Raw genomic sequence first — 22,514 nt, 5'->3', positions numbered from 1 at the left:
AATTTGTTAATGACACTTTTTAAATTTTTAAGCAAATGAAACAGGTGTATTTAGATAATGCGGCAACTACAGCCATTCGAGAAGAAGTAATAACTGCTATGGCAGCAGTAATGCATTCTAATTTTGGCAACGCCTCTTCGTCACACAGTTTTGGGAGGTCGGCTAAAGCAATTATCGAAAAATCGAGAAAAGCCATTGCGAGTTACTTAAATGTTTCTGCGGGTGAAATTGTTTTTACCTCTGGTGGCACCGAAGCCGATAATTTAATATTGCGAAGCGCCGTTAGAGATTTAGGGGTCGAGGAAATTATCACCACCAAAATAGAACATCACGCAGTTTTAAATACCCTCGAACAGTTACAGAAAGAATACAATTTAAGTGTTCAGTATTTAAAATTGGAAGCAGATGGAAGCATCAATACTGCCCAATTAGAAAGCTTATTGGCGAATTCTAATAAAAAACAACTTGTTAGTTTAATGCATATTAACAATGAAATTGGCAACCTATTAAATATCGAACAAGTTGCAATAATGTGCAAAACTTATGGTGCTTTCATCCATACCGATGCAGTGCAATCGGTTGGGCATTATAAGTTGGATTTACAAGAGATACAAGTGGATTTTTTAGCAGCCTCGGCACATAAGTTTCATGGTCCAAAAGGTGTTGGGTTTGCATTTATTAGAAAGAATTCTGGCTTAAAACCTATTATTTTTGGTGGCGAACAGGAACGTGGTTTACGTGCAGGTACCGAAAGTATTCACAATATTGTAGGTCTTGAAGTGGCTTTAAAACTGGCCTATGAAAATCTAGAAAAGGAAACGGAATACATAAAAGGACTGAAGCAGTATTTTATTGAAAAGATTAAAAACAACATTCCTAATGTGTTTTTTAATGGTGCTTCCGAAAATTTAGAATCAAGCAGCTACACCATGGTAAATGTACGGTTGCCAATACCTGCAAGTAAAGCGGCTATGATTTTATTTCAATTAGATTTAAAAGGAATCGCTTGCTCTAAAGGAAGTGCTTGCCAAAGTGGAAGCAACCAAGTATCGCATGTGTTGTTTGAAATTTTGAATGATGACGATTTGAAAAAACCATCGCTCCGTTTTTCTTTTAGCATTTATAACACTACCGAAGACATAGATTATGTGATAAGTGTACTTAAAGAAATGTGCGATTAGTACCTAATTTTTATCTTGAAACAACAACTTTTATGGTCGCCGTGTTATTTGCTGAGCTTAACTTAGCAACATAAATACCATTTGATAAACTTTCTACGTTAAACACTACTTTAGATTGTCCGTTCGTCAAGTTTTTCGAATACACCAAATGTCCCATAATATCCACAATTTGAATGTGTGTATTTGTTTGTGAAGGATTAAAGTTAAATACCATATTGCTGCTTGCAGGATTTGGGTACGAAGTAAATCGCAAACTATTTGTCACCGTATGTTGTAAACCTAAATTTGAATTGATAGTAAGTTTCAAGGCCACAGGTCGATGGTCCGAAACATTTTCATCGTATTCATCCCAACCTCCAGATAATGATTCATCTATTTTAATAACCTGAATTTTAGAACTACTTAAGTTAAAGGCATAAAACAATTCGTTGGTAATTAAAATATGATCTAAGTGAGAAGGCCATGACGGATACGACCAATCTGCACTGCTTCCTTGTGCAATGTCAAAATCTGAAAACAGGTAATTAGTAGCGTCGTCTAGTACATTTTGAAACACGTTGTTGCTTTCAGCATCGGTTAATACATCGTTTAAATCGCCTACAACAATCACATTTTCATTTGGTAGATTGGTATCAATGTAGGTTTTTAATAAATTCATGGCTTCGTACCGTCTGGTTTCTTCATCATTCGAATTACTAAGATTTAAAACACCATCGCCACAACATTTTAAATGATTATTAATGATATAAATCTGCTGGCTATTGTAAGTTAAATCAATAACCATAGGCGCTCTAGGAAATGCATTCCAATAAGCAGTTGTATTAAATATTCTGTAAATATTATTGATTCTGGTGGCATCAGATTTGTACAATAACGCCAACCCATCATAATAAGTTGATTCTAAATAACCATAATAATCAGGTAAATTGCTGACTAATTGTTGAAAGGAAGCTTCATCGCTTATTTCTTGAATGGCTATTAAATCGATATCTAACGCTTCAACTATTTGAGTGACATAATTGATGGTGGTCGTGCTGTTTTTTGGAAAATTCTCAAGGTTCCAGGTCATCACTTCAAAGGTATCTTCAGATCCAAAGGTTAAATTTTCAAAAGATTGCGCATTTAAAAATAAACAGATGAAGAAGACGTAAATAAAACTAAAAACCGATTTCATTTTTATGAAGCGTAGGCTGCGTTTTTGGTAACTAATAAAGTTAAAATATATAATTGGCATAACCCAATTTTTAAGCTTAAAACTTCATGGTAGTTCTTATGTTAAAAACTCTGGGCGTTAAATAATTAGGGATGGCATATTGACGTTTTGAGTAAACATCTCTTACCCATGTATTGGTAATGGAGTTTTGCGCATCGAACATGTTATAAATTTCGAACCCGAATGATAATTCTTTAAATTGTTTTTTCCAGCCAGATTTAAATTGTTTGTTAGCATCTACTAATACAAACTGTAGTCCTAAATCGGCACGTTTATAAGCAGGCAACCTGTTTTGGTATTCATATGGGTCGGCATAACTAGGTGAGCCTCCCGGTAAGCCCGTATTGTAAACCAAATTTAAATACATTTTCATGTGAGGCATATTTGGCACATAATCTTGAAATAAGGCAGCAAATTTTAAGCGTTGGTCTGTTGGTCTAGAAATATAGCCTTTATTATCGATGTTTTCTTCTGTTTTTAAATATCCGAAACTAAACCAGGATTCGGTTCCAGGAACGAATTCACCATTTAAGCGCATGTCTAATCCGTAAGCATAGGCTTTGGCGTTGTTGTTGGCGGCGTAACGAATACGCACATTTTCTAAGGTATACGGATTAACATCGGAGAGATTTTTATAATAGGCTTCTGAGGTTAATTTAAAAGGTCTTTCCCACATTTTAAAGCTGTAATCATTGCCTAAAACCAGATGAAAGGATTGTTGTGCTTTAACATCGGGTTGAACAACGCCATCCGCATCGCGAAGTTCTCTGTAAAACGGTGGTTGATAATATAAACCCGCTGCAATTCTAAACAACATGTCTTTTTCCCAATAGGGTTTAATGGCGAATTGAGCACGCGGACTAAATACCGTTTGGTTGGACGATGAAATGCCATCGCCGCTAACCGACCAGTTGTGAGCACGAACCCCTGCATTATACCAAACATCACTATTCCCTAAGGTAGCACGTTTGCTCCATTGGGCGTAAGCCTGTAATCTGTTAATTTGTGTGTTGTTAGTCGCCCGAACGTTGTTATAAGGTTCTAGTGGGCCATTATAAGGCACATAAGGTTGCTCGTTAACGGGAATTGTTTTAGGTGGCCTGATAGAAAAACCAGCAGAATCGATAACCTCCCATTCAATCAGTCGGTCGCGAATATCTTCATTCGTATATTTTAAAGACCATTCAAAACGGTTGTCTCTAATTTTAAAATCGCCTTTATGTTCAATGTTGGTAATGAGGGCGTCTAAATCATTTCTACCATGATTTAATTGGCTGCCAACACCTTCGCTGTATTCAACTTCACCCAGATTTTCATCACCAATACTAGAGTTGACTTCGCCTAATCTGTATTGCGCTAAAATATCAAAATACTCTTCTTCGGTAGTATAGTATCTGGAGGTAATAAGCTTTAAAGTTAAATCGTCATTTACAAAATAAGTGCCTTTAAAAGCGCCAAAATAGGTTTGATAAGCATCTTTTTCTTGTCCTTCGTAAAAAACTAAAAGCGCTATGGGCTCGCTTAAGGTGCCAAAATTTGTTTGTCGTGTTTGGGGTTGGTAATTGTATTTATTAATAGAGGCATTGCCTAAAAAACTTAAGTGAAATTTAGATGTAAACTTATAAGTAAAATAAGCCTGCGCATCTGCAAATGTGGGTTTAAAATTGGTTTCGGTTTCCTGTGCATTTACCAATAAACTGTTGTCTCGATAACGTAAACCCACTATGCCGGAAAATTTGGTGTCTTTACTCATATTTTCTAATGAAAGACTTCCTCCCAGCAAACTTAAATCGGCGTTGGCTTCAAATGCATATGGAGTTTTGTAGGTGATATCGAGTACAGATGAAAGTTTATCGCCGTATTTGGCTTGAAATCCGCCCGCAGAAAAATCGACGTTTTGAACCATATCGGTATTCACAAAACTTAAACCTTCCTGCTGTCCCGAGCGTATTAAAAACGGCCGATACACTTCAATATCGTTTACATAAACTAAGTTTTCATCGTAATTACCACCACGAACCGAATATTGCGTACTTAATTCGTTGTTATTATTTACTCCCGGTAAGGTTAAAAGCAAATTTTCAACACCAGCATTAGCACCTGGAATTTTACGAATGGTTTCAGGTTTTAAGGTAATAACACCTTCAATATCTCTTTGGCGTTTGTTGGTAACAATTACGGTAGCAATTTGCTCGACGGAAGTGCTCATCACAGGATTAAATTCATAATCCTCAGCATTTTTTAAATTAAAAACACTTACCACTTTTTTGTGTGAAATATGTGTAAATTCTATGCTAACAGCTTTGTTTGCGGGAATTTCTAAAATATAAAAACCGTTGTTGTTAGATTCGGTGCCTTTATTGTCGGCTTTAATATTTACGTTGGCAACAGGCGTGTTGTTCTCGTCTAAAATAATACCTCGAATGGTAGCTGTTTGTGAGTAACCTGTAACGATTATCGATAAAAAAAATAATGCAAATACAAAGAATCTTGTTTTCAAAGGGATGTAAAATTTTATTTTCTGTAAAATAATGCTTCAAAAGTAGAACTATTTCCAACATTATCGGTTACAATTAGTTTGAAATTATTCTTACCCTCTGTTACAATATTATCATTAAAATCGTAAGTCAATGTTTTTGTTTTGTATTCGTATTCCATTAAAATCCATTTATCATTCACCGTGGCGCGATAATTTGAAATTCCAGAAAGGTTGTCGTCAATTTTAACTTTTAAATATCTAAAATTGCTTAACCACTGGCCGTCTTTAAAGTTTAATGGGGCAATGGTTGGATTTTCCCTATCGGAATAAAGGGCGTATTTGCCTAAAGTTTTAGTGCTGGCAGTTAAAACATCGCCATTTCTTTTTGTGCTTGTATACAGCGGATAGTTTTTATACCCCACAAGTCTGGCAATAAATAATTTGTCTTTGTCGGCATCGTTATAGTTGTTTACATCGTAATTTATGCTGAAATATTTCCTTACCGGAACGGTGTCGTCGTGTAATGTTAGCACATCGTTAGTAACATCAAAATCGATATAAAAATCTTCAAAAAATGTTTCAGGATAAAAATCGACAGATACTTTACCAGATTTTAAATTATTGGTATGGTTTGCATTAATAAAATAAGGGGTTGTTTTTTTAGCTTCGGGTATAGAAATACTACTGCTGGTACCTTTAATGTTTAAAGTAACCCACGTTTCGTTGTTTTTAAAATCCGACAGGCGAATTTTGTAAACAGAATTCGTGTTATCTTCAATAGATAAGATGCCATCATTTAAAGTTGGTTTTAGAATACTTAAAGGGTTGTTCTTTTTAAATAATTTTTGAATACGATGTCTGCTGGATGCATAATGTTCGTAATCAATATACTGATTGATGCAATTGCTTTCATCGAATGAAAACGTACTAAAATCAACTTCAAAATTCTGGTTGCCATTAACAAAGGTCTGGATGTTATACACACCGTTAGAATTTGCCGCTAAATCTTGTCGGTCGGTAGCTTCAATTCCTAAGCCAATTTTGCCAATAGCTTGAATGCTTTCGGCAATATAATCGCCACTTTTTTGAGGGATAAGCCTCAGTTTTTGTTTTGAGTTAGATTTGTTTACAAACGAATTCTCATCTAAAACATATGCGTAAAGCGAATTAACAACGGGTTTTGTGGTGTCTTTTATATAAATTCCAAAAAGCATTGGGTTGATGGGGTATTCTTTTTTATCACGAATTTCGAAGTGTAAATGCGGCCCACCAGAACCTCCCGTATTACCACTGTAAGCTACAAGACTTTGTTTAGTAACAGGTAGCGTTTCTGCGCTTGGAAACAATTCAATTTCGAAAGACTCTTTTTCGTATTGGTGTTTTTTAACATAGGCCTCAATTTCTGGAGAAAACTCTTGCAAATGCCCATACACTGTTGTGTATCCGTTTGGGTGGGTAATATATAATGCCTTTCCAAACCCAAAGTGAGACACTTTAATTCTACTTACAAAGCCATCGGCGCAGGCTACAACTTTTAAGCCTTCGCGCTGTTGTGTTTTAATATCTAATCCAGAATGAAAATGATTAGAACGTAACTCACCAAAGTTTCCAGATAGAATAAGTGGAATTTCTAAAGGATTGCTAAAATAATCCTGAGGATAATTATTTTGAGCATTAGAAAATAGTGAGGCCGTTAAAATTAAAAAGAAGATAATTCGCATATGTAAGTAGTTGTTGCTAAAATATTAATTAGATGTGAATGTGCAAAGGAATAGAATAAAAATGATGCATTGTCTTGATTTTGAGTAATAACGATAAAAATAAATTTTTATTAAAAAACAATTGTAATTTATAAGCAGGTATGTTAACTTTGTGAGATAAGTATTGAAATTTGTAAATGAGTAATATTGAAGATATTGTAGATTCTTTAGAAAACAAAATTAGCAAAGTATTACACAAACTTGAGCTTTTAAAGCTGGCTAACTCGAAATTGAATAAAGAATTAGAGATTACAAGGCAAGCAATTCAGAACCAAAAAGTGCAAATAGCAAATTGGGAAGAAAAATATGAAGCTTTAAAAATGGCAAATACAATACTTGGTAGTGACGAAAATAAAAGAGAAACTAAGCTTAAAATAAACGCATTAATTAGAGATATAGACCATTGTATAGCGCAACTCTCTGATTAATACATAAAAGAGCCAATGTCAGAAAAGTTAAAAATTAAGCTTTCAATAGCCAATCGTGTGTATCCTTTAACAATTGAAGCCAGTCAAGAAGAAGGGTTACGAAAAGCGGCTAAAAACATTGATGCGATGATTAAACAATTTGAGCAAAGTTATTCTGTTCGAGATAAACAAGACGTATTAGCTATGTGTGCTTTACAATTTGCATCTCAGGTTGAACAGAAGTCTATTGATAAAGAGAGTGTAAGTGAGCATTTAGAAGAAAAACTAAATGCCTTAAATAACTTGCTACAATCGCATTTAGTCTCTTAAACGTTCTTTAAAATAAACTAAAAGTTACTGCCTACATTAGTTATTTATATTTGATAAACTCAACGTTAATTCTTTAAAAAAGGTGAGTTTAAGTTGTAAAAGCATGCTGCATGTGCTGAATTTATTTCAGTACCTAGCAGATCCTTGATCAGCTTGTTAGCCTTAAACCTGTATTTAAGGAGTTTATACAAAATTTCAAACTGATGTAGGCTTTTTTATATATTAAAATTAACTAAACACAATAATGGATAACTCAATTATATTGATTGCTGCTGGTGTAATTATAGGACTTATTATAGGTTTTATAATAGCAAAAGCCTTAGAGAAAAATAACGCTTCTAAACTGGTTAAAGAAGCTAAAAAGAACGCCATATTAATTCTTAAAGAGGCGAATAGTGAAGGAGAAACAATTAAAAAAGATAAAATACTTCAAGCTAAAGAAAAATTTTTAGAGCTTAAAGCAGAGCACGAAAAAGTGATTCTCGGTCGTGATAAAAAAATGGCCGAAGCAGAAAAACGTATACGCGATAAGGAGTCTCAAATTTCTAATGAGCTCTCTAAAACTAAAAAACTGAGTGAAAGTCTTGAATCAAAAGAAAAGGACTATGACCACAGAATTGATGTGTTAGAAAAGAAACAAGAAGAAATTGACCGATTACATAAAAGTCAGGTACAACAGTTAGAAGTTATTTCTAGTCTTTCTGCCGAAGAAGCTAAAGCACAATTGGTAGAATCTTTAAAAGGAGAAGCTAAAAATGATGCGATGGCATACATTCAAAGCTCCCTGGAAGAAGCCAAATTAACGGCAGAGCAAGACGCTAAAAAAATCATTATAAACACCATTCAACGTATTGGAACAGAAGAGGCAGTCGATAACTGTGTGTCTGTTTTCAACATTGAATCGGATGATGTTAAAGGACGTATTATTGGCCGTGAAGGAAGAAATATTCGCGCTATAGAAGCGGCTACTGGCGTTGAAATTATTGTAGACGATACACCGGAAGCTATTATACTTTCGTGTTTTGATTCTGTTAGAAGAGAAATTGCACGTTTGTCGTTGCATAAGTTAGTAACAGACGGAAGAATTCATCCTGCAAGAATTGAAGAAGTCGTTGAAAAAACGAAAAAACAAATCGAACAAGAAATCATAGAAGTAGGTAAGCGTACAGTTATAGATTTAGGAATTCATAATTTACATCCAGAGCTTATTAAAATGGTAGGTAGAATGAAATATCGTTCTTCTTACGGACAAAATCTGTTACAACACTCGCGTGAAGTAGCCAAACTTTGTGGGGTAATGGCTGCCGAATTAGGGTTAAATCCTAAATTAGCGAAGCGTGCTGGATTGTTACACGATATTGGAAAAGTGCCGGATGCCGAAGCCGATATGGAAACGCCACATGCTATTTTAGGTATGCAATGGGCTGAGAAATTTGGTGAAAAAGATGAAGTTTGTAATGCCATTGGAGCACATCACGACGAGATTGAAATGAAATCGCTATTAGCACCTATTATTCAGGTATGTGATGCTATATCTGGTGCTCGTCCAGGTGCAAGACGTCAAGTTTTAGATAGTTATATTCAACGTTTAAAAGATCTAGAAGATATTGCATTTGGATTTAATGGTGTTAAAAAGGCGTATGCTATTCAGGCGGGAAGAGAGTTAAGAGTCATTGTTGAAAGTGAAAAGGTAGATGATCAAAAAGCTGCCGAATTATCATTCAGTATTTCTCAAAAAGTTCAAACCGATATGACCTATCCAGGACAAGTAAAGGTTACAGTTATTCGAGAAACAAGGGCAGTAAATATCGCTAAATAAGAATCAAAAAAAAACCGGTTAATTAACCGGTTTTTTTGTTTTGATTGGTAATGTTATAGTAAATATAGAACCTTCGTCTACCACACTGTGTAGTGTGATAGTTCCTCCGTAAGATTCTATATGATTTTTTATTAAGTAGAGACCAACACCTTCAGAGTTTTCATTTCTATGGAACGTTCGGTAAAGTTTGAACACTTCGTCGCCATATTTATCCAGATCGATACCTAAACCATTATCTTGAATGGTGATTTGATAAGAATCGGTTGTTTCGATAGAATTAAACTGTATGTAAGGCGCTCTATTGGGGTGTTTGTATTTAATGGCATTTGATATTAAATTCTGAAAAATACTTTCTAGATACGCCGGATTAAAATCTATATTAATAAGTGGATTAACTTCATTAATAATCACCGCCTGCGATTGTTTAATTTCAACCTCCAAGAGATTTATAGTATTATTAATATAGCTGTATATATTAAGGTTTTTAACTTCGTCATTTTTGTTGGTTTGAATCGATACTATTTCATTGAGATTAGCTATGGTTTTAGTTAAAGATTCCGTAACCGTTTTCATATGGCCAATTAACTCTTCTTTTTCTTCCGCAGTTTCTGCTTCATCGTAAAATTCTAATAAGTTTTCAAAATTTGCAGCATGCGATTTGAGATTATGTGTTACAATGTGCGCGAAATTTGTTAATTTATCATTTTGGAGTTTAAGCAATTTTAACAATTTAGCATTCGCTAGCTCGTTTTCTTTTTGTTCGGTAATATCTAAATGCGTCCCTATAATTCTTAGAGGATTTCCATCTTTGTCTCTTTCTATTATTTTTCCTTTATCTAAGATCCATTTGTAGGTTCCGTCTTTACATAGCACTCTATGTGTGTTGGTGTACATGGGTTTTAGCCCATTTAAATGGTCGTTAAAATCCTTAAAATATTTTTCTTTGTCTTCGGGATGCACTCTGTCATTCCAATCTTGAGGATTAGACCCAAACTCATCCGATTTAAAACCTATGATGTTTTTAGATTCTTCAGAAAAAAAGACTCTATTTAAATTCGCATCAAAATCCCAAATGCCTATGTTAGAGTTTTTTAAAGCAAACTTCCACTTTAATTCATTGAAATCAATTGAATTTGAAGTGTTTAAGTTGAATGTTTTATGAGTTTTTCTTTTAATATCCATTATGACCTGAGAGATAAGGGGCTATTTAAATATATTTTTGTACGATAAAACTTAAAATAGTTATAGGCAAAGATATAATAAATCCGACTAAAAACAAAAATATTCGATAAAATGCAGTTTATTTTCTAGGATGGTATTTTTCTACAACCTTAGTGAGATGACTTTTGTCCAGATGCACGTAAATTTCGGTGGTGGTAATACTTTCATGCCCGAGCATAAGTTGTATAGAGCGCAAATCTGCATTGTTTTGTAATAAATGGGTTGCGAAAGAATGTCTAAACGTATGCGGAGATATGCTTTTTTTAAGTCCTATTTTTTCGGCTAATTGTTTAATAATGGTAAAAACCATGGCTCTAGTAAGTTGTTTACCCCGTCGGTTTAAGAATAGAGTATCCTCGAAACCTGGTTTAACACTCATATGATTTCTTATTTCTGTTCTATAAATAGTGATATATTTTTGCGTGACATTCACAATAGGCACAAAGCGCTGTTTATCGCCTTTTCCCGTCACTTTTATAAAGCCTTCATCAAAAAATAAATCCGATATTTTAAGGTTTGTGAGTTCGCTAACTCGCAGTCCGCAGCCATACAAAGTTTCTAACATGGCGCGATTGCGTTCGCCTTCTGGTGTACTTAAGTCTATGGCGTTGATGATGCGATCTATTTCATCTTCAGAAAGAGTATCTGGAAGTTTTCGGCCTATTTTGGGAGATTCAATAAGCTCTAGCGGATTAATCTTTATATAATCTTCAAACACCAAATAATTAAAAAAACTTCGTAAACCTGAAATTAAACGTGACTGCGATCTGGTTTTTACAGTTTTGGCAGTTTCATAAATAAAGTGTTGAATGGTTTCGGTTGTAATGGTAATCGGCGAATCATTAATGTTTTTGTCTTCTAAAAAACGGATTAATTTTTCAACATCAAGCGTATAATTATCAATGGAGTTTTTAGAAAGCCCACGTTCAATTTTTAAATAGAGTTGATAATCTTTTAATGCATGTTGCCATTTCATAAGTGTAAAAATAGGATAATTCTATTATATTTTTACATGAATATTTAATACGTACCTCTACGTATTTTTTACGATATCAATAAAAATTACATTAGTAATTTACGAATGTGTCAAAAAAAACATTAAATTTATTCGTTATTAACCAACTAAATATTAAGACATTATGAAAAAATTAGTTTTAGGATTTGTTTTTGCGGTTTTAGCTATGAGTAATTTGAATGCTCAAGGCAATTTTAATGCTGGTGTTAATTTAGGACTTCCAATTGGTGATGCGGGAGATGGATGGACTTTTAATGTTACTGTAGATCTTAGTTATCTCTGGGAAGTATCCGACGGATTCGATGCCGGTATAGCTACAGGTTTTTCTCATTCTTTTGGGGATTCAGAAACCTACGATTTTGGTGAAGGTGGATCAGTTACTTTAGATGTTGATGATGTTCAATTTTTACCTATCGCGGCTGCTGCACGTTTTAATGTTTCAGATAAATTTGGCTTAGGAGCAGATTTAGGATATGCAATTGGTATAAATGATGGTAATGATGGAGGATTTTATTATGCACCAAGAGCGTATTACAGTGTGAGCGACTCAATGGATATTGTTTTTGCTTACAGAGGCGTGAGTCTTGATGGTGGTTCGTTTGATGTACTAACCTTAGGTGTGCAATTTGGATTGTAATTAATTTGAATGTTTAAAAAAACGGGAAGCTAAATAGCTTCCTTTTTTTTGTTTTATTTTTTGAAAATTCACGTAAGAAATTTTGTTATTTACAAATATAATTATACTACTTTTATATTAGTAATAACACATATTAAATTAGACTTAAAATTATGAAAAAATTAGTTCTTATTGGTTTATTGATACTCGGATTGAACACCTTAAACGCTCAAAGTAACACTGGCGATTTCACCTTAGCGCCTCAATTAGGAGTGGCATTCTCAACCTATACTCCAAGCGATAGAAATTATGGCTATGATGCCAGAATATCATTGACTGCAGGCGCAATTGTAGAGTATTATTTAAATGACAGATGGAGTTTGAGGTCTGGTTTATTGTACGATACCATGGGTGCTAAAGACGGATATGATAATATCGATAAATTAAATTATTTATCGGTTCCTTTAAACGCAAATTGGCATTTTGGTAAAAATAGAAATTGGTTTCTAAATTTCGGTCCTTCGGTTGCATTTATCGAAAGTGCAAAAACTGAATTCTCAGACGGTCCAACCGTGGATATAAAGGACTTTTTGAAAAGTGTTGATGTAGGTATTGCATTGGGTATTGGATATAAATTTGATGTTAGTGAAAACTTTCAATTAGTCATCGATTATCAGGGATATGGTGGTTTTATAGATGTTGCTGAAGATGGTATTTTACCTTATGGGATTAGAAACTCTAAAAGTTCATTCAATGTTGGAGGTGTTTTCAAGCTTTAAAATATAATTTTGATAGAGAGGTACTGTTTTAAGTAAAGAAAAACAGTACCTCTTTTTTTATATCAAAAATTAATATATTTACTTCATGAAAAAACTAATCATCATCAATGGTCCAAACCTAAATTTATTAGGCAAACGCGAACCAAATATTTACGGAAGTTTAACGTTTACAGAGTTCTTTGAGGCTATTAAGGAAAAATACCCTAATGTGCAATTAGAATATTTTCAGTCTAATGTAGAAGGTTATTTAATAGACAAGCTGCACGAAGTTGGATTTAGTTATGATGGTATTATATTAAATGCAGGGGCTTACACCCATACTTCTATTGGGATCGGAGATGCTATTAAAGGTATAGAAACGCCTGTAGTAGAAGTGCATATTTCAAATACATTTAGCAGAGAAGAGTTTCGCCACCAATCTTATATTTCGCCAAATGCTAAAGGCGTTATTCTTGGTTTTGGTTTGCAGAGTTACGATTTGGCTGTCCAAAGTTTTTTATAGATTCCTAATAAAATTTAACACGTAGATAAATCATTATAAAACAAAAAAGTTCCGATACATGTCGGAACTTTTTTATCTAGTAATCTAAGATGTCTAGTAATCTAATGGTCTATAAATGAATTACTTCATCATAAGCGGCAGCCACAGCTTCCATAACCGCTTCACTCATAGTAGGGTGAGGATGAACTGCTTTTAACACTTCATGTCCTGTAGTTTCTAGTTTTCTTCCTAAAACAGCTTCGGCAATCATATCGGTTACACCGGCACCAATCATGTGGCAACCTAACCATTCGCCATATTTAGCATCAAATATAACTTTTACAAAACCATCTTTATTTCCGCCAGCACTCGCTTTACCTGAAGCAGAGAATGGGAATTTTCCAACTTTAATGTCGTATCCTTTTTCTTTAGCTTGCTTTTCGGTTAAACCAACACTTGCAATTTCTGGCGTACAATAAGTACAACCAGGTATGTTGCCGTAATCTAAAGCCTCAACATGCATTCCTGCAATGTTTTCAACACATAAAATACCTTCAGCAGAAGCAACGTGTGCTAATGCTTGACCAGGTGTAACATCTCCAATCGCATAATAGCCAGGGATGTTTGTTTGGTAAAATCCGTTAACTAAAATTTTATCTCTATCAACCGCAATACCCACATCTTCTAAACCAATGTTTTCAATGTTTGTTTTAATACCAACGGCCGATAAAATAATATCAGCTTCTAATATTTCTTCACCTTTACTTGTTTTAACAGTCGCTTTTACACCAGCGCCAGAAGTATCAACTTTAGTTACTTCGGCAGAAGTCATAATATTAATACCGCTTTTCTTAAAAGATTTTTCTAATTGTTTAGATACATCTTCATCTTCAACAGGCACTACATTTGGTAAATATTCTACAATGGTTACTTCTGTTCCCATAGAATTGTAGAAATAAGCGAATTCAACACCAATAGCTCCAGAACCTACCACAATCATTTTTTTAGGTTGGGTTGGTAACACCATAGCTTCTCTGTAACCAATTACTTTTTTACCGTCTTGAGGTAAACTTGGTAATTCACGAGAACGTGCTCCTGTTGCAATTATAATGTGGTCGGCACTATATTCTGTTCCATCAACATCAATCTTTTTACCAGGTTTAAGTTTCCCATAACCTTTAATAACGTCGATTTTGTTTTTTTTCATTAAAAACTCAATACCCTTGCTCATGCCTTCTGCAACACCACGACTACGTTTTACAACAGCATTAAAGTCTTTATCGTATTCTTTAACAGATAACCCATAATCTCCCGCGTGTTTTAAATATTCAAAAACCTGTGCAGATTTCAACAATGCTTTTGTAGGTATACAACCCCAATTTAAACATACACCACCAAGATTTTCTTTTTCAACAATTGCAGTTTTAAAGCCTAATTGCGATGCTCTAATAGCTGTAACATAACCACCAGGACCACTTCCAAGAACAATAATATCGTATTTACTCATGAGATTTTTATAATCAGTTAATATTAGGGTGCCAATTTACGAAACGTATTTCGAATAAAGAATTTAGAAACCTATAAATTTGAATCTTTTGTTACCTTTGTTTTTAAGAATTAGAATATGAACATACCTTTAACCAGTTATCCTCGGGTTGTAATAATTGGAGGCGGGTTTGCTGGCATAGCGTTAGCCAAAAAATTATCGAAGCAAGAAGTGCAGGTTGTGTTATTAGATAAACACAACTATCATACGTTTCAACCTTTATTATACCAAGTTTCTACCGGCGGATTAGAGCCAGATTCTATAGCATATCCTATTCGAAAAATTCTTAAAGATTTTCCAAATTTTCATTTTAGACTTGCTAATGTTGAAGAAATAAGTACGAAGGATAGAAGAGTGATGACCGATATTGGTCCGTTAAAATTCGATTATTTGGTAGTAGCTTCGGGTGCTGAAACCAATTATTTTGGTAATTCTGAAATCGAAAAGTATAGTATGGCAATGAAAACCATACCTGAATCTTTAAATTTAAGAAGCTTAATTCTAGAAAACTTTGAAGAAGCTTTATTAACATCCGATTTAAACGAGCGCAATGCGCTTATGAATTTTGTGATTGTTGGCGGTGGCCCAACAGGAGTAGAGCTTGCAGGTGCATTGGCTGAAATTAAAAAAGGAATTTTACCAAAGGATTATCCAGATCTAGACACGCGATTGGCGCAGATACATATTATTCAGTCCAGCGATTGTATTTTAAAAGGCATGAGTGACAAAGCTTCACAAAGGGCTGAAGATTTTTTAGAGAAACTGGGAGTTAATATTTGGAAGAACGTACGCGTTACCAATTATGATGGCCGAAAAGTAACAACCAATACCGATTTAACTTTCGAGACCGCCACTTTAGTTTGGGCAGCAGGCGTAAAAGGAGCGACTATTAAAGGTTTAAACGCAGAAGATTATATTACAAAAGGCAATAGGCTTTTGGTAAATGAATTCAATCAAGTAAAAGGATTCGAAACTATTTTCGCCATTGGCGATATTGCTTGTATGGCTACAGAAGAATTCCCAAATGGATTACCAATGATGGCGCAACCGGCCATTCAACAAGGACAACAATTAGGTGATAATATGATTCGCTTAATAGAAAAACAACCCATGAAACCTTTTATATATAAAGATAAAGGCGCCATGGCAACCATTGGGCGTAATAAAGCCGTGGTAGATTTACCAAAGTTTAAATTTCAAGGGGTATTTGCATGGTACGTGTGGATGTTTGTGCACCTGTTTTTCTTAATTGGATTTAGAAATCGTATGGTGGTTTTTGTAAATTGGGTGTATAATTATATTCGTTTTGATAGAGAAGCACGATTAATAATTCGTCCGTTTAAAAGGAAGCTAAAAGGGTAGTTTAAAATTTTGGGCGTTACCACAAGGGTCGGGCTTTCCGCTATATCTTTTGGTTTTTTTAAGAAAACCAAAAGGATGCCGCTTCAATCCCTAACGCAAACCTATCAGCCAAAAACATCGCCATACCAAATGTAGTTATTGCCACAAATCATCCCTAAAATGGCTTTTGCTTTTTACTTGGCTAAATTTTTCTTCATTATATTTTATAGAATTCCCTTTAGGAATAGACAAAGATTGCCAGTTTTTACCTTTAATAAGTTTTCCTATAAAAACGATTTGGCCAACGTGGTAAGGGTAATGCGCTAATTGCCGATTAATAGCTTCGGTTACGGTATGTGCTTCATTTCTAATATAAATGATTCGTTCCAAATCAGAATCATTTAACAGATTTAAAGTATCGAATAAGCATTTCCAGCCATTATTCCAATTATGTATTAATTCTTCCTTTGAATTGTATGAATCTTCGAATTCAGAATCGCGATGTCTCCAAGATTTCTCACCATCTTCGGTTAAAAAGTTAGTCCATCTACTTAACATATTACCCGCAATATGTTTTACAATTATAGAAATGGAATTAGAATCTGTTGCCATTTCTTTCTTAAGTTCATCGAAAGTTAACTGTTCCAAAGTTTTATCGCCTAAACTTTTATAGTATGTAAACTGCTTTATAGCACTATCAATATAGCTTTCCATAAAGTAAAGATGTTATTTTATTTCTCAGGAATAAACTTTAGTGCGGCGCCATTTATACAATGTCTAATACCAGTGGTGTTTTTTGGGCCATCATTAAATTTGTGCCCTAAATGTCCGCCACAAGTTGCGCAATGTTCTTCAATTCCATAAAATAAATCCGAGCCACTTGAAAATGCGACATTACCTTTTATTTCTCTATCGAAACTTGGCCAACCTGTTCCAGAATCGAATTTGTGCTCACTTTTAAATAATGGGGTATCACAACCTGCACAAACATAAATACCTTTTTTGTAATTTTTGTTTAACGGACTTGAAAATGCGCGTTCGGTTCCTTCTTTCCTCAAAACATAATAGGCCATGTCAGATAACTGTGCTTTCCATTCTGCATCCGTTTTTGTTATTTTGAAGCTTTTGTTTTTATCTTTTTGCGAATTTCCATTACAATTAAATAAAAGTAAGGCCGTAATAAAAATTAAGTATCTTTTCATGGTTACTATTTTCAGATTGAACACAATCATTTTGTCGTATAATATGTAAAAACATAACACACTTTCCTGTTTAAAAATTTTAATTATAAAAGTGACTAATTAAAAAAAAACGTGTCCAAAAAGAAAGGTACAATTTTTGTACTTTTGTTTATTAATAATGTAACTATGATGAAACTGAAAAATATACTTCTAATTATTGGTGTTGTTGCCATCATTTCAGCCTGTGCAGTAAATCCATTTACAGGAAAGAAAACAATGGCATTGGTTCCCAACTCGCAATTGTTTCCAACAGCTTTCGCGCAATACGACCAGTTTTTAACCGAAAACAAAGTAGTTAAAGGCACTAAAGAGGCCGAAATGGTAACGCGTGTGGGTCAAAAAATTGCAGTTGCTGCAGAGCGCTGGTTAACGGCTAACGGGCATGTTGGTTATTTAAATGATTACAAGTGGGAATATAATTTAGTAGACGATAAAACAGTAAATGCTTGGTGTATGCCTGGAGGAAAAATTGTGGTTTACACAGGAATTTTACCAATAGCGAAAGATGAAACTGGCTTAGCAGCTATAATGGGCCATGAAGTAGCACATGCCTTAGCGAATCATGGTCAGCAACGTATGAGTGCAGCTTACGTTCAGCAAGGCGTTGCTATTGCGGGAAATATTGCGATTAAAGACGAGCAATCTAGAAATGCTTTTAATCAATATTATGGTATTGGGTCGCAAGTAGGCGTGATGTTACCATTTAGTAGAAGTCATGAAACCGAAGCTGATAAAATAGGATTGTATTTAATGGCGATTGCTGGTTATAACCCTGCTGAAGGAGCAGAACTTTGGAAACGTATGAGTGCCTTAAGTAATGGGCAATCAACACCAGAGTTATTAAGCACGCATCCATCAAACGCATCGCGTATCGCTAATCTTGAAGCCTTAGCACCAAAAGCTAGAGAAGAGGCAAAGAAATTTGGGGTCACCACATTTAAATAATAGTTTTTTACATAAATAAAAATATTTAAGTACTTTCGAGGCTGCTCATAAAAGAGCAGCTTTTTTATTATGGCAGTATTAGAAAAAGGAAGCAAAAAACTTTTGAACGCGTGGGCGTTTTACGATTGGGCAAATTCGGTTTATACATTAACCATCGCATCGTCCATTTTTCCAATATTTTATTCGGCGTTATTTTTAAGTGAAATAAAAAAAGTTCAGGCTTTCGGATTTGAGTTTAAAAGCACCGCCTTAATAACATTTGTTACTGCGTTTACTTTTTTAGTGGTGGCTTTTTTGTCGCCCATCCTTTCAGGAATTGCCGATTATGTAGGGAACAAAAAGAATTTTTTGAAATTCTTTTGTTATGTTGGGAGCGCAGGTTGTATTGGGTTGTATTGGTTTGATATTACTCCCGATCGCATACATTTAAGTTTAATATTCTATTTTATGGGATTAATAGGGTATTGGGGAAGTTTGGTGTTCTATAATTCTTATTTGCCAGACATAGCGTTTCCAGAACAGCAAGATAGTATAAGTGCCAAAGGGTTTTCTTTAGGATATATTGGCAGTGTAATATTGTTAATAATAAATTTAGCGATGGTTATGAGTCAGGATGATGGCGCATCAAAAATTTTGATGATGCGGTATGCCTTTGTAACAGTAGGTTTGTGGTGGGCATTATTTAGTCAATATTCATTTTATTTTTTACCAAAAGGAACTTCTTCAGGTCATAAAGTTACAACAACAGTTGTTTTTAATGGTTTAAAAGAATTAAAGTTGGTATGGAACCAACTCAAGCAAAATTTAAGGTTAAAACGCTATTTATATGCTTTTTTTGTGTTTAGTATGGCGGTACAAACCATCATGCTTGTGGCGGTTTATTTTGGAGAAGAAGAAATAGCCTGGGGAGGTAACGATGAGAAAACTACGGGACTCATTGTTAGCATTTTAATTATACAATTAGTAGCTGTGGTTGGTGCATACTTAACTTCCAGAGCTTCAGCTAGATTTGGAAACATAAAAACACTCATTTTTGTAAATGCCATTTGGATGTCTTTGTGTTTTTATGCGTATTTTATGAAAACACCTGCGGAATTTTACTTAGCAGCTTCTATAGTGGGTATGGTTATGGGTGGTATACAAGCTTTAGCAAGATCGACGTATTCAAAATTTTTGCCTGAAACTGATGATACAACATCCTACTTTAGCTTTTATGATGTGGCCGAAAAAATAGGCATCGTAATCGGAATGGTTATTTTCGCTTCCATAGATCAGATAACAGGTAGCATGCGTAATGGTATTCTGTTTTTATTTCTGTTTTTTTTAGCAGGAATTATTTTATTATTTAGGGTGCCGAAACAAGCAAATTAAAGAAATAGGCATAAAAAAAACCACACGCAACGGCGTGTGGTTTTTTGTTTATGCATTAAATATTTACTAAGATTGAGCTGGCTTTTCTGCTTTTTCAATACTTATTTTAAGCTCTTGAGTCGTTTCATCTAAATCAATAATTATGCTATCACCTTCTTCAACATGAGAGGTTATAATCTCTTCTGCTAAGGCATCTTCAATGTATTTTTGAATCGCACGTTTTAGAGGTCTAGCACCATATTGTTTATCGAAACCTTTTTCTGCAATATAATCTTTAGCCTTATCACTTAGTTTTAGAGTATAGCCTAAATCTTTAATTCTAACTAAAAGTTTATTAAGTTCAATATCAATAATTTTGTTGATGTGTTCTTTTTCTAAAGCGTTAAACATAACCACATCATCAATTCTATTTAAAAATTCTGGTGCGAACGATTTTTTCAAGGCGTTTTCAATTACCCCACGCGCATTGGCATCTTCTTGTGCTTTTTGAGATGATGTTCCAAAACCAATTCCGGTTCCAAAATCTTTAAGTTTACGCGCTCCAATGTTAGATGTCATGATGATGATAGTATTTCTAAAATCAATTTTTCTGCCTAAACTATCGGTTAAATAGCCATCATCAAGTACTTGCAATAGCATGTTAAATACGTCTGGATGCGCTTTTTCAATTTCATCTAAAAGAATAACTGCATAAGGTTTACGTCTTACTTTTTCGGTTAATTGTCCGCCTTCTTCATAGCCAACGTATCCTGGAGGTGCACCTACTAATCTAGAGATTGCAAATTTCTCCATGTATTCACTCATGTCTATACGAACAAGTGCGTCTTCGCTGTCGAATAGTTCACGAGATAATACTTTGGCTAATTGGGTTTTTCCAACACCTGTCTGACCTAAAAATATAAACGAACCAATAGGTTTGTTAGGGTCTTTTAAACCAGCTCGGTTTCGTTGAATAGCTTTAGCAACTTTAGCAACCGCTTCGTCCTGACCAATAACTTTTCCTTTGATAAGTTTTGGTAATTCGGCCAATTTATTAATCTCTGTTTGGGCAATTCTGTTTACAGGTATGCCAGTCATCATAGACACCACATCGGCCACATTATCTTCTGTAACTTCTTCGCGATGTTGTTTGGTGTCTTCTTCCCATTTTTCTTGAGCTATAGCTAATTCTTTTTCCAGACGTTTTTCGTCGTCTCTAAGTTTAGCAGCTTCTTCATATTTTTGCTTTTTAACAACCGAATTTTTTGTTTCTTTTACAATTTCAAGTTGTTTTTCAAGTTCAATTATCTGCTTAGGAACTTCAATATTGGTAATGTGTACTCGCGATCCGGCTTCATCTAAAGCATCAATCGCTTTATCTGGTAAGAAACGCTCTGTCATATACCGATTTGTTAATTTAACACAAGCTTCAATCGCTTCTGGTGTATAATTAACATTATGATGTTCTTCGTATTTAGATTTAATATTATTTAAAATTTCAATCGTTTCTTCAACCGAAGTTGGTTCGATGATTACTTTTTGAAAACGACGTTCTAAGGCACCATCTTTTTCAATATATTGTCTGTATTCATCTAAGGTTGTAGCACCTATACATTGAATTTCGCCACGTGCTAAGGCTGGTTTAAACATGTTTGAAGCATCTAAACTTCCGGTAGCACCACCAGCGCCTACAATGGTATGAATTTCGTCGATAAACAAAATAACATCGTCATTTTTTTCAAGCTCATTCATAACCGCTTTCATACGCTCTTCAAACTGGCCACGGTATTTTGTACCCGCAACAAGACTTGCTAGATCTAAGGTCACTACACGCTTGTTAAAAAGTATTCTAGATACTTTGCGCTTTACAATTCTAAGCGCTAATCCTTCCGCTATAGCAGATTTACCCACTCCAGGTTCGCCAATTAAAAGCGGATTGTTTTTCTTTCTTCGACTTAAAATTTGCGAAACGCGTTCAATTTCTTTTTCGCGTCCCACAACTGGATCTAATTTGCCTTCTTCGGCCAAAACTGTTAGATCACGACCAAAATTATCTAAAACAGGTGTTTTAGATTTTTTATTTGTTTTTCCTGTTGGACTATTAAAAATATTATCTTTTGAACCGCCATCTTCAGCATGCGAATCGTCGTCTTGAAAAGATTCGGCTTTTGGTTCTATGTAATCACTATCGTTTGTAATCATAAGTTTGAATTGTTCTTTAACATTGTCGTAATCAACTTTAAGCTTATTTAAAAGCTTGGTAGTGGGGTCGTTTTCATTTCTTAAAATACATAGCAATAGATGCGCTGTATTAATAGAAGCACTTTGAAAAAGTTTAGCTTCTAGAAAAGTTGTTTTTAAAGCACGTTCTGCTTGTCTTGTAAGATGTAAATTCTTTTTCTGATTTGTTGCAGCCGAGATATTCGGGTTTGCCGGACTTAATATTTCAACCTTGCGTCTTAGATGGTTTAAATCTACATCTAACGCGTTTAAAATATTGATGGCTTTACCATCGCCGTCACGCAATAGACCAAGCATTAAGTGCTCGGTGCCTATAAAATCGTGCCCTAATCGTAGCGCTTCTTCTTTGCTATAAGCTATTACATCCTTTACTCTAGGTGAAAAATTATCGTCCATATCAGTTTCCTTTCTGCATTAAAAATACTAAAACATTTTACTAACGGCAAAAACTATACCTTAAAATGTGTGAAAGTTGCTAATTGACGAAAAAAAGTTTATAAAATCAAAATTTTTTAAGGCATATTTATTAACGAAAAAAGCGTCTATAAT

Annotated in this window: 19 protein-coding genes and 1 other RNA gene; 11 read left to right on the top strand and 9 right to left on the bottom strand. The window is 34.5% G+C overall.

The features are described from left to right. The first annotated feature begins 35 nt into the window (after positions 1–35). Positions 36–1,181, top strand: coding sequence for a cysteine desulfurase family protein (locus ACFQ0I_RS12210; protein ID WP_379942647.1), 1,146 nt, complete (start codon positions 36–38; stop codon positions 1,179–1,181). Between the two features lie 10 nt (positions 1,182–1,191). Here ACFQ0I_RS12210 and ACFQ0I_RS12205 read toward each other — a convergent pair whose 3' ends face one another. From ACFQ0I_RS12205 to ACFQ0I_RS12195, 3 genes are all read right to left on the bottom strand, one after another. Continuing rightward, the gene (locus tag ACFQ0I_RS12205) at positions 1,192–2,355 is read right to left on the bottom strand and encodes an endonuclease/exonuclease/phosphatase family protein (RefSeq protein ID WP_379942645.1); all 1,164 of its coding nucleotides are present in this window, start codon (positions 2,353–2,355) and stop codon (positions 1,192–1,194) included. Positions 2,356–2,431: 76 nt separating this feature from the next. Then, complete coding sequence (locus tag ACFQ0I_RS12200) at positions 2,432–4,894, bottom strand: TonB-dependent receptor (RefSeq protein WP_379942643.1); 2,463 nt, start codon at positions 4,892–4,894, stop codon at positions 2,432–2,434. Between the two features lie 14 nt (positions 4,895–4,908). Then, the gene (locus tag ACFQ0I_RS12195; RefSeq protein WP_379942641.1) at positions 4,909–6,594 is read right to left on the bottom strand and encodes a M23 family metallopeptidase; all 1,686 of its coding nucleotides are present in this window, start codon (positions 6,592–6,594) and stop codon (positions 4,909–4,911) included. Positions 6,595–6,770: 176 nt separating this feature from the next. Here ACFQ0I_RS12195 and ACFQ0I_RS12190 point away from each other — a divergent pair, with 176 nt between their 5' ends. The 4 genes from ACFQ0I_RS12190 to rny all read left to right on the top strand — a co-directional run bounded on the left by ACFQ0I_RS12190 (position 6,771) and on the right by rny (position 9,189). Then, positions 6,771–7,061 (top strand): hypothetical protein, encoded by a 291-nt coding sequence (locus ACFQ0I_RS12190; protein WP_379942639.1) that lies wholly within the window; start codon positions 6,771–6,773, stop codon positions 7,059–7,061. Between the two features lie 15 nt (positions 7,062–7,076). Next, positions 7,077–7,370, top strand: coding sequence for a cell division protein ZapA (locus ACFQ0I_RS12185; protein WP_379942637.1), 294 nt, complete (start codon positions 7,077–7,079; stop codon positions 7,368–7,370). A gap of 57 nt (positions 7,371–7,427) precedes the next feature. Then, a non-coding RNA gene (ssrS, locus tag ACFQ0I_RS12180) (6S RNA) lies at positions 7,428–7,555 on the top strand. Positions 7,556–7,614: 59 nt separating this feature from the next. Next, complete coding sequence (rny, locus tag ACFQ0I_RS12175) at positions 7,615–9,189, top strand: ribonuclease Y (protein ID WP_379942635.1); 1,575 nt, start codon at positions 7,615–7,617, stop codon at positions 9,187–9,189. An 18-nt stretch (positions 9,190–9,207) separates the two neighbouring features. On the opposite strand, the gene ACFQ0I_RS12170 is transcribed toward rny, so the two are convergent. Then, complete coding sequence (locus ACFQ0I_RS12170) at positions 9,208–10,371, bottom strand: PAS domain-containing sensor histidine kinase (protein ID WP_379942633.1); 1,164 nt, start codon at positions 10,369–10,371, stop codon at positions 9,208–9,210. 118 nt (positions 10,372–10,489) lie between these two features. Further along, the gene (gene xerD / locus ACFQ0I_RS12165) at positions 10,490–11,386 is read right to left on the bottom strand and encodes a site-specific tyrosine recombinase XerD (RefSeq protein ID WP_379942631.1); all 897 of its coding nucleotides are present in this window, start codon (positions 11,384–11,386) and stop codon (positions 10,490–10,492) included. Between the two features lie 163 nt (positions 11,387–11,549). Here xerD and ACFQ0I_RS12160 point away from each other — a divergent pair, with 163 nt between their 5' ends. The 3 genes from ACFQ0I_RS12160 to aroQ all read left to right on the top strand — a co-directional run bounded on the left by ACFQ0I_RS12160 (position 11,550) and on the right by aroQ (position 13,322). Beyond that, positions 11,550–12,062: an outer membrane beta-barrel protein gene (locus ACFQ0I_RS12160; protein ID WP_379942629.1), complete on the top strand. Its 513-nt coding sequence runs from the start codon at positions 11,550–11,552 to the stop codon at positions 12,060–12,062. A 152-nt stretch (positions 12,063–12,214) separates the two neighbouring features. Beyond that, a complete protein-coding gene (locus tag ACFQ0I_RS12155; RefSeq protein ID WP_379942627.1) occupies positions 12,215–12,820 on the top strand; it encodes a porin family protein in 606 nt (201 codons plus the stop codon). Between the two features lie 85 nt (positions 12,821–12,905). Continuing rightward, the gene (gene aroQ / locus ACFQ0I_RS12150; protein WP_379942625.1) at positions 12,906–13,322 is read left to right on the top strand and encodes a type II 3-dehydroquinate dehydratase; all 417 of its coding nucleotides are present in this window, start codon (positions 12,906–12,908) and stop codon (positions 13,320–13,322) included. Between the two features lie 109 nt (positions 13,323–13,431). Here the strand turns inward: aroQ and lpdA are convergent, their stop codons facing one another. After that, complete coding sequence (gene lpdA / locus ACFQ0I_RS12145) at positions 13,432–14,808, bottom strand: dihydrolipoyl dehydrogenase (RefSeq protein ID WP_379942623.1); 1,377 nt, start codon at positions 14,806–14,808, stop codon at positions 13,432–13,434. 117 nt (positions 14,809–14,925) lie between these two features. Here lpdA and ACFQ0I_RS12140 point away from each other — a divergent pair, with 117 nt between their 5' ends. Next, positions 14,926–16,209, top strand: a complete 1,284-nt coding sequence (locus ACFQ0I_RS12140; RefSeq protein ID WP_379942621.1) for an NAD(P)/FAD-dependent oxidoreductase — start codon at positions 14,926–14,928, stop codon at positions 16,207–16,209. A gap of 135 nt (positions 16,210–16,344) precedes the next feature. Here the strand turns inward: ACFQ0I_RS12140 and ACFQ0I_RS12135 are convergent, their stop codons facing one another. Together ACFQ0I_RS12135 and msrB are read right to left on the bottom strand one after the other, a co-directional pair. Continuing rightward, complete coding sequence (locus ACFQ0I_RS12135) at positions 16,345–16,902, bottom strand: DUF1572 family protein (protein ID WP_379942619.1); 558 nt, start codon at positions 16,900–16,902, stop codon at positions 16,345–16,347. 17 nt (positions 16,903–16,919) lie between these two features. Further along, positions 16,920–17,390, bottom strand: coding sequence for a peptide-methionine (R)-S-oxide reductase MsrB (gene msrB / locus ACFQ0I_RS12130; protein ID WP_379942617.1), 471 nt, complete (start codon positions 17,388–17,390; stop codon positions 16,920–16,922). Positions 17,391–17,558: 168 nt separating this feature from the next. Between msrB and ACFQ0I_RS12125 the strand changes: the two genes are divergently transcribed. Beyond that, positions 17,559–18,374: a M48 family metallopeptidase gene (locus tag ACFQ0I_RS12125; protein ID WP_379943042.1), complete on the top strand. Its 816-nt coding sequence runs from the start codon at positions 17,559–17,561 to the stop codon at positions 18,372–18,374. Between the two features lie 69 nt (positions 18,375–18,443). Further along, a complete protein-coding gene (locus ACFQ0I_RS12120; RefSeq protein WP_379942615.1) occupies positions 18,444–19,745 on the top strand; it encodes an MFS transporter in 1,302 nt (433 codons plus the stop codon). A gap of 66 nt (positions 19,746–19,811) precedes the next feature. Here ACFQ0I_RS12120 and ACFQ0I_RS12115 read toward each other — a convergent pair whose 3' ends face one another. Next, the gene (locus tag ACFQ0I_RS12115; protein WP_379942613.1) at positions 19,812–22,361 is read right to left on the bottom strand and encodes an ATP-dependent Clp protease ATP-binding subunit; all 2,550 of its coding nucleotides are present in this window, start codon (positions 22,359–22,361) and stop codon (positions 19,812–19,814) included. Between the last annotated feature and the right edge of the window lie 153 nt (positions 22,362–22,514).

This window comes from Mariniflexile aquimaris (genome assembly GCF_042676825.1).
GTDB lineage: Bacteria > Bacteroidota > Bacteroidia > Flavobacteriales > Flavobacteriaceae > Mariniflexile > Mariniflexile aquimaris.
This window is presented reverse-complemented; position numbering and strand designations above follow the sequence as displayed.

Excerpts from the sequence above, each read along its gene's own strand:
- ACFQ0I_RS12210 (WP_379942647.1), top strand. The coding sequence starts at position 36 with ATGAAACAGGTGTATTTAGATAATGCGGCAACTACAGCCATTCGAGAA.
- ACFQ0I_RS12205 (WP_379942645.1), bottom strand. The coding sequence starts at position 2,355 with ATGAAATCGGTTTTTAGTTTTATTTACGTCTTCTTCATCTGTTTATTT.
- ACFQ0I_RS12195 (WP_379942641.1), bottom strand. The coding sequence starts at position 6,594 with ATGCGAATTATCTTCTTTTTAATTTTAACGGCCTCACTATTTTCTAAT.
- ACFQ0I_RS12190 (WP_379942639.1), top strand. The coding sequence starts at position 6,771 with ATGAGTAATATTGAAGATATTGTAGATTCTTTAGAAAACAAAATTAGC.
- ACFQ0I_RS12185 (WP_379942637.1), top strand. The coding sequence starts at position 7,077 with ATGTCAGAAAAGTTAAAAATTAAGCTTTCAATAGCCAATCGTGTGTAT.
- rny (WP_379942635.1), top strand. The coding sequence starts at position 7,615 with ATGGATAACTCAATTATATTGATTGCTGCTGGTGTAATTATAGGACTT.
- ACFQ0I_RS12170 (WP_379942633.1), bottom strand. The coding sequence starts at position 10,371 with ATGGATATTAAAAGAAAAACTCATAAAACATTCAACTTAAACACTTCA.
- xerD (WP_379942631.1), bottom strand. The coding sequence starts at position 11,386 with ATGAAATGGCAACATGCATTAAAAGATTATCAACTCTATTTAAAAATT.
- ACFQ0I_RS12160 (WP_379942629.1), top strand. The coding sequence starts at position 11,550 with ATGAAAAAATTAGTTTTAGGATTTGTTTTTGCGGTTTTAGCTATGAGT.
- ACFQ0I_RS12155 (WP_379942627.1), top strand. The coding sequence starts at position 12,215 with ATGAAAAAATTAGTTCTTATTGGTTTATTGATACTCGGATTGAACACC.
- aroQ (WP_379942625.1), top strand. The coding sequence starts at position 12,906 with ATGAAAAAACTAATCATCATCAATGGTCCAAACCTAAATTTATTAGGC.
- lpdA (WP_379942623.1), bottom strand. The coding sequence starts at position 14,808 with ATGAGTAAATACGATATTATTGTTCTTGGAAGTGGTCCTGGTGGTTAT.
- ACFQ0I_RS12140 (WP_379942621.1), top strand. The coding sequence starts at position 14,926 with ATGAACATACCTTTAACCAGTTATCCTCGGGTTGTAATAATTGGAGGC.
- ACFQ0I_RS12135 (WP_379942619.1), bottom strand. The coding sequence starts at position 16,902 with ATGGAAAGCTATATTGATAGTGCTATAAAGCAGTTTACATACTATAAA.
- msrB (WP_379942617.1), bottom strand. The coding sequence starts at position 17,390 with ATGAAAAGATACTTAATTTTTATTACGGCCTTACTTTTATTTAATTGT.
- ACFQ0I_RS12125 (WP_379943042.1), top strand. The coding sequence starts at position 17,559 with ATGAAACTGAAAAATATACTTCTAATTATTGGTGTTGTTGCCATCATT.
- ACFQ0I_RS12120 (WP_379942615.1), top strand. The coding sequence starts at position 18,444 with ATGGCAGTATTAGAAAAAGGAAGCAAAAAACTTTTGAACGCGTGGGCG.
- ACFQ0I_RS12115 (WP_379942613.1), bottom strand. The coding sequence starts at position 22,361 with ATGGACGATAATTTTTCACCTAGAGTAAAGGATGTAATAGCTTATAGC.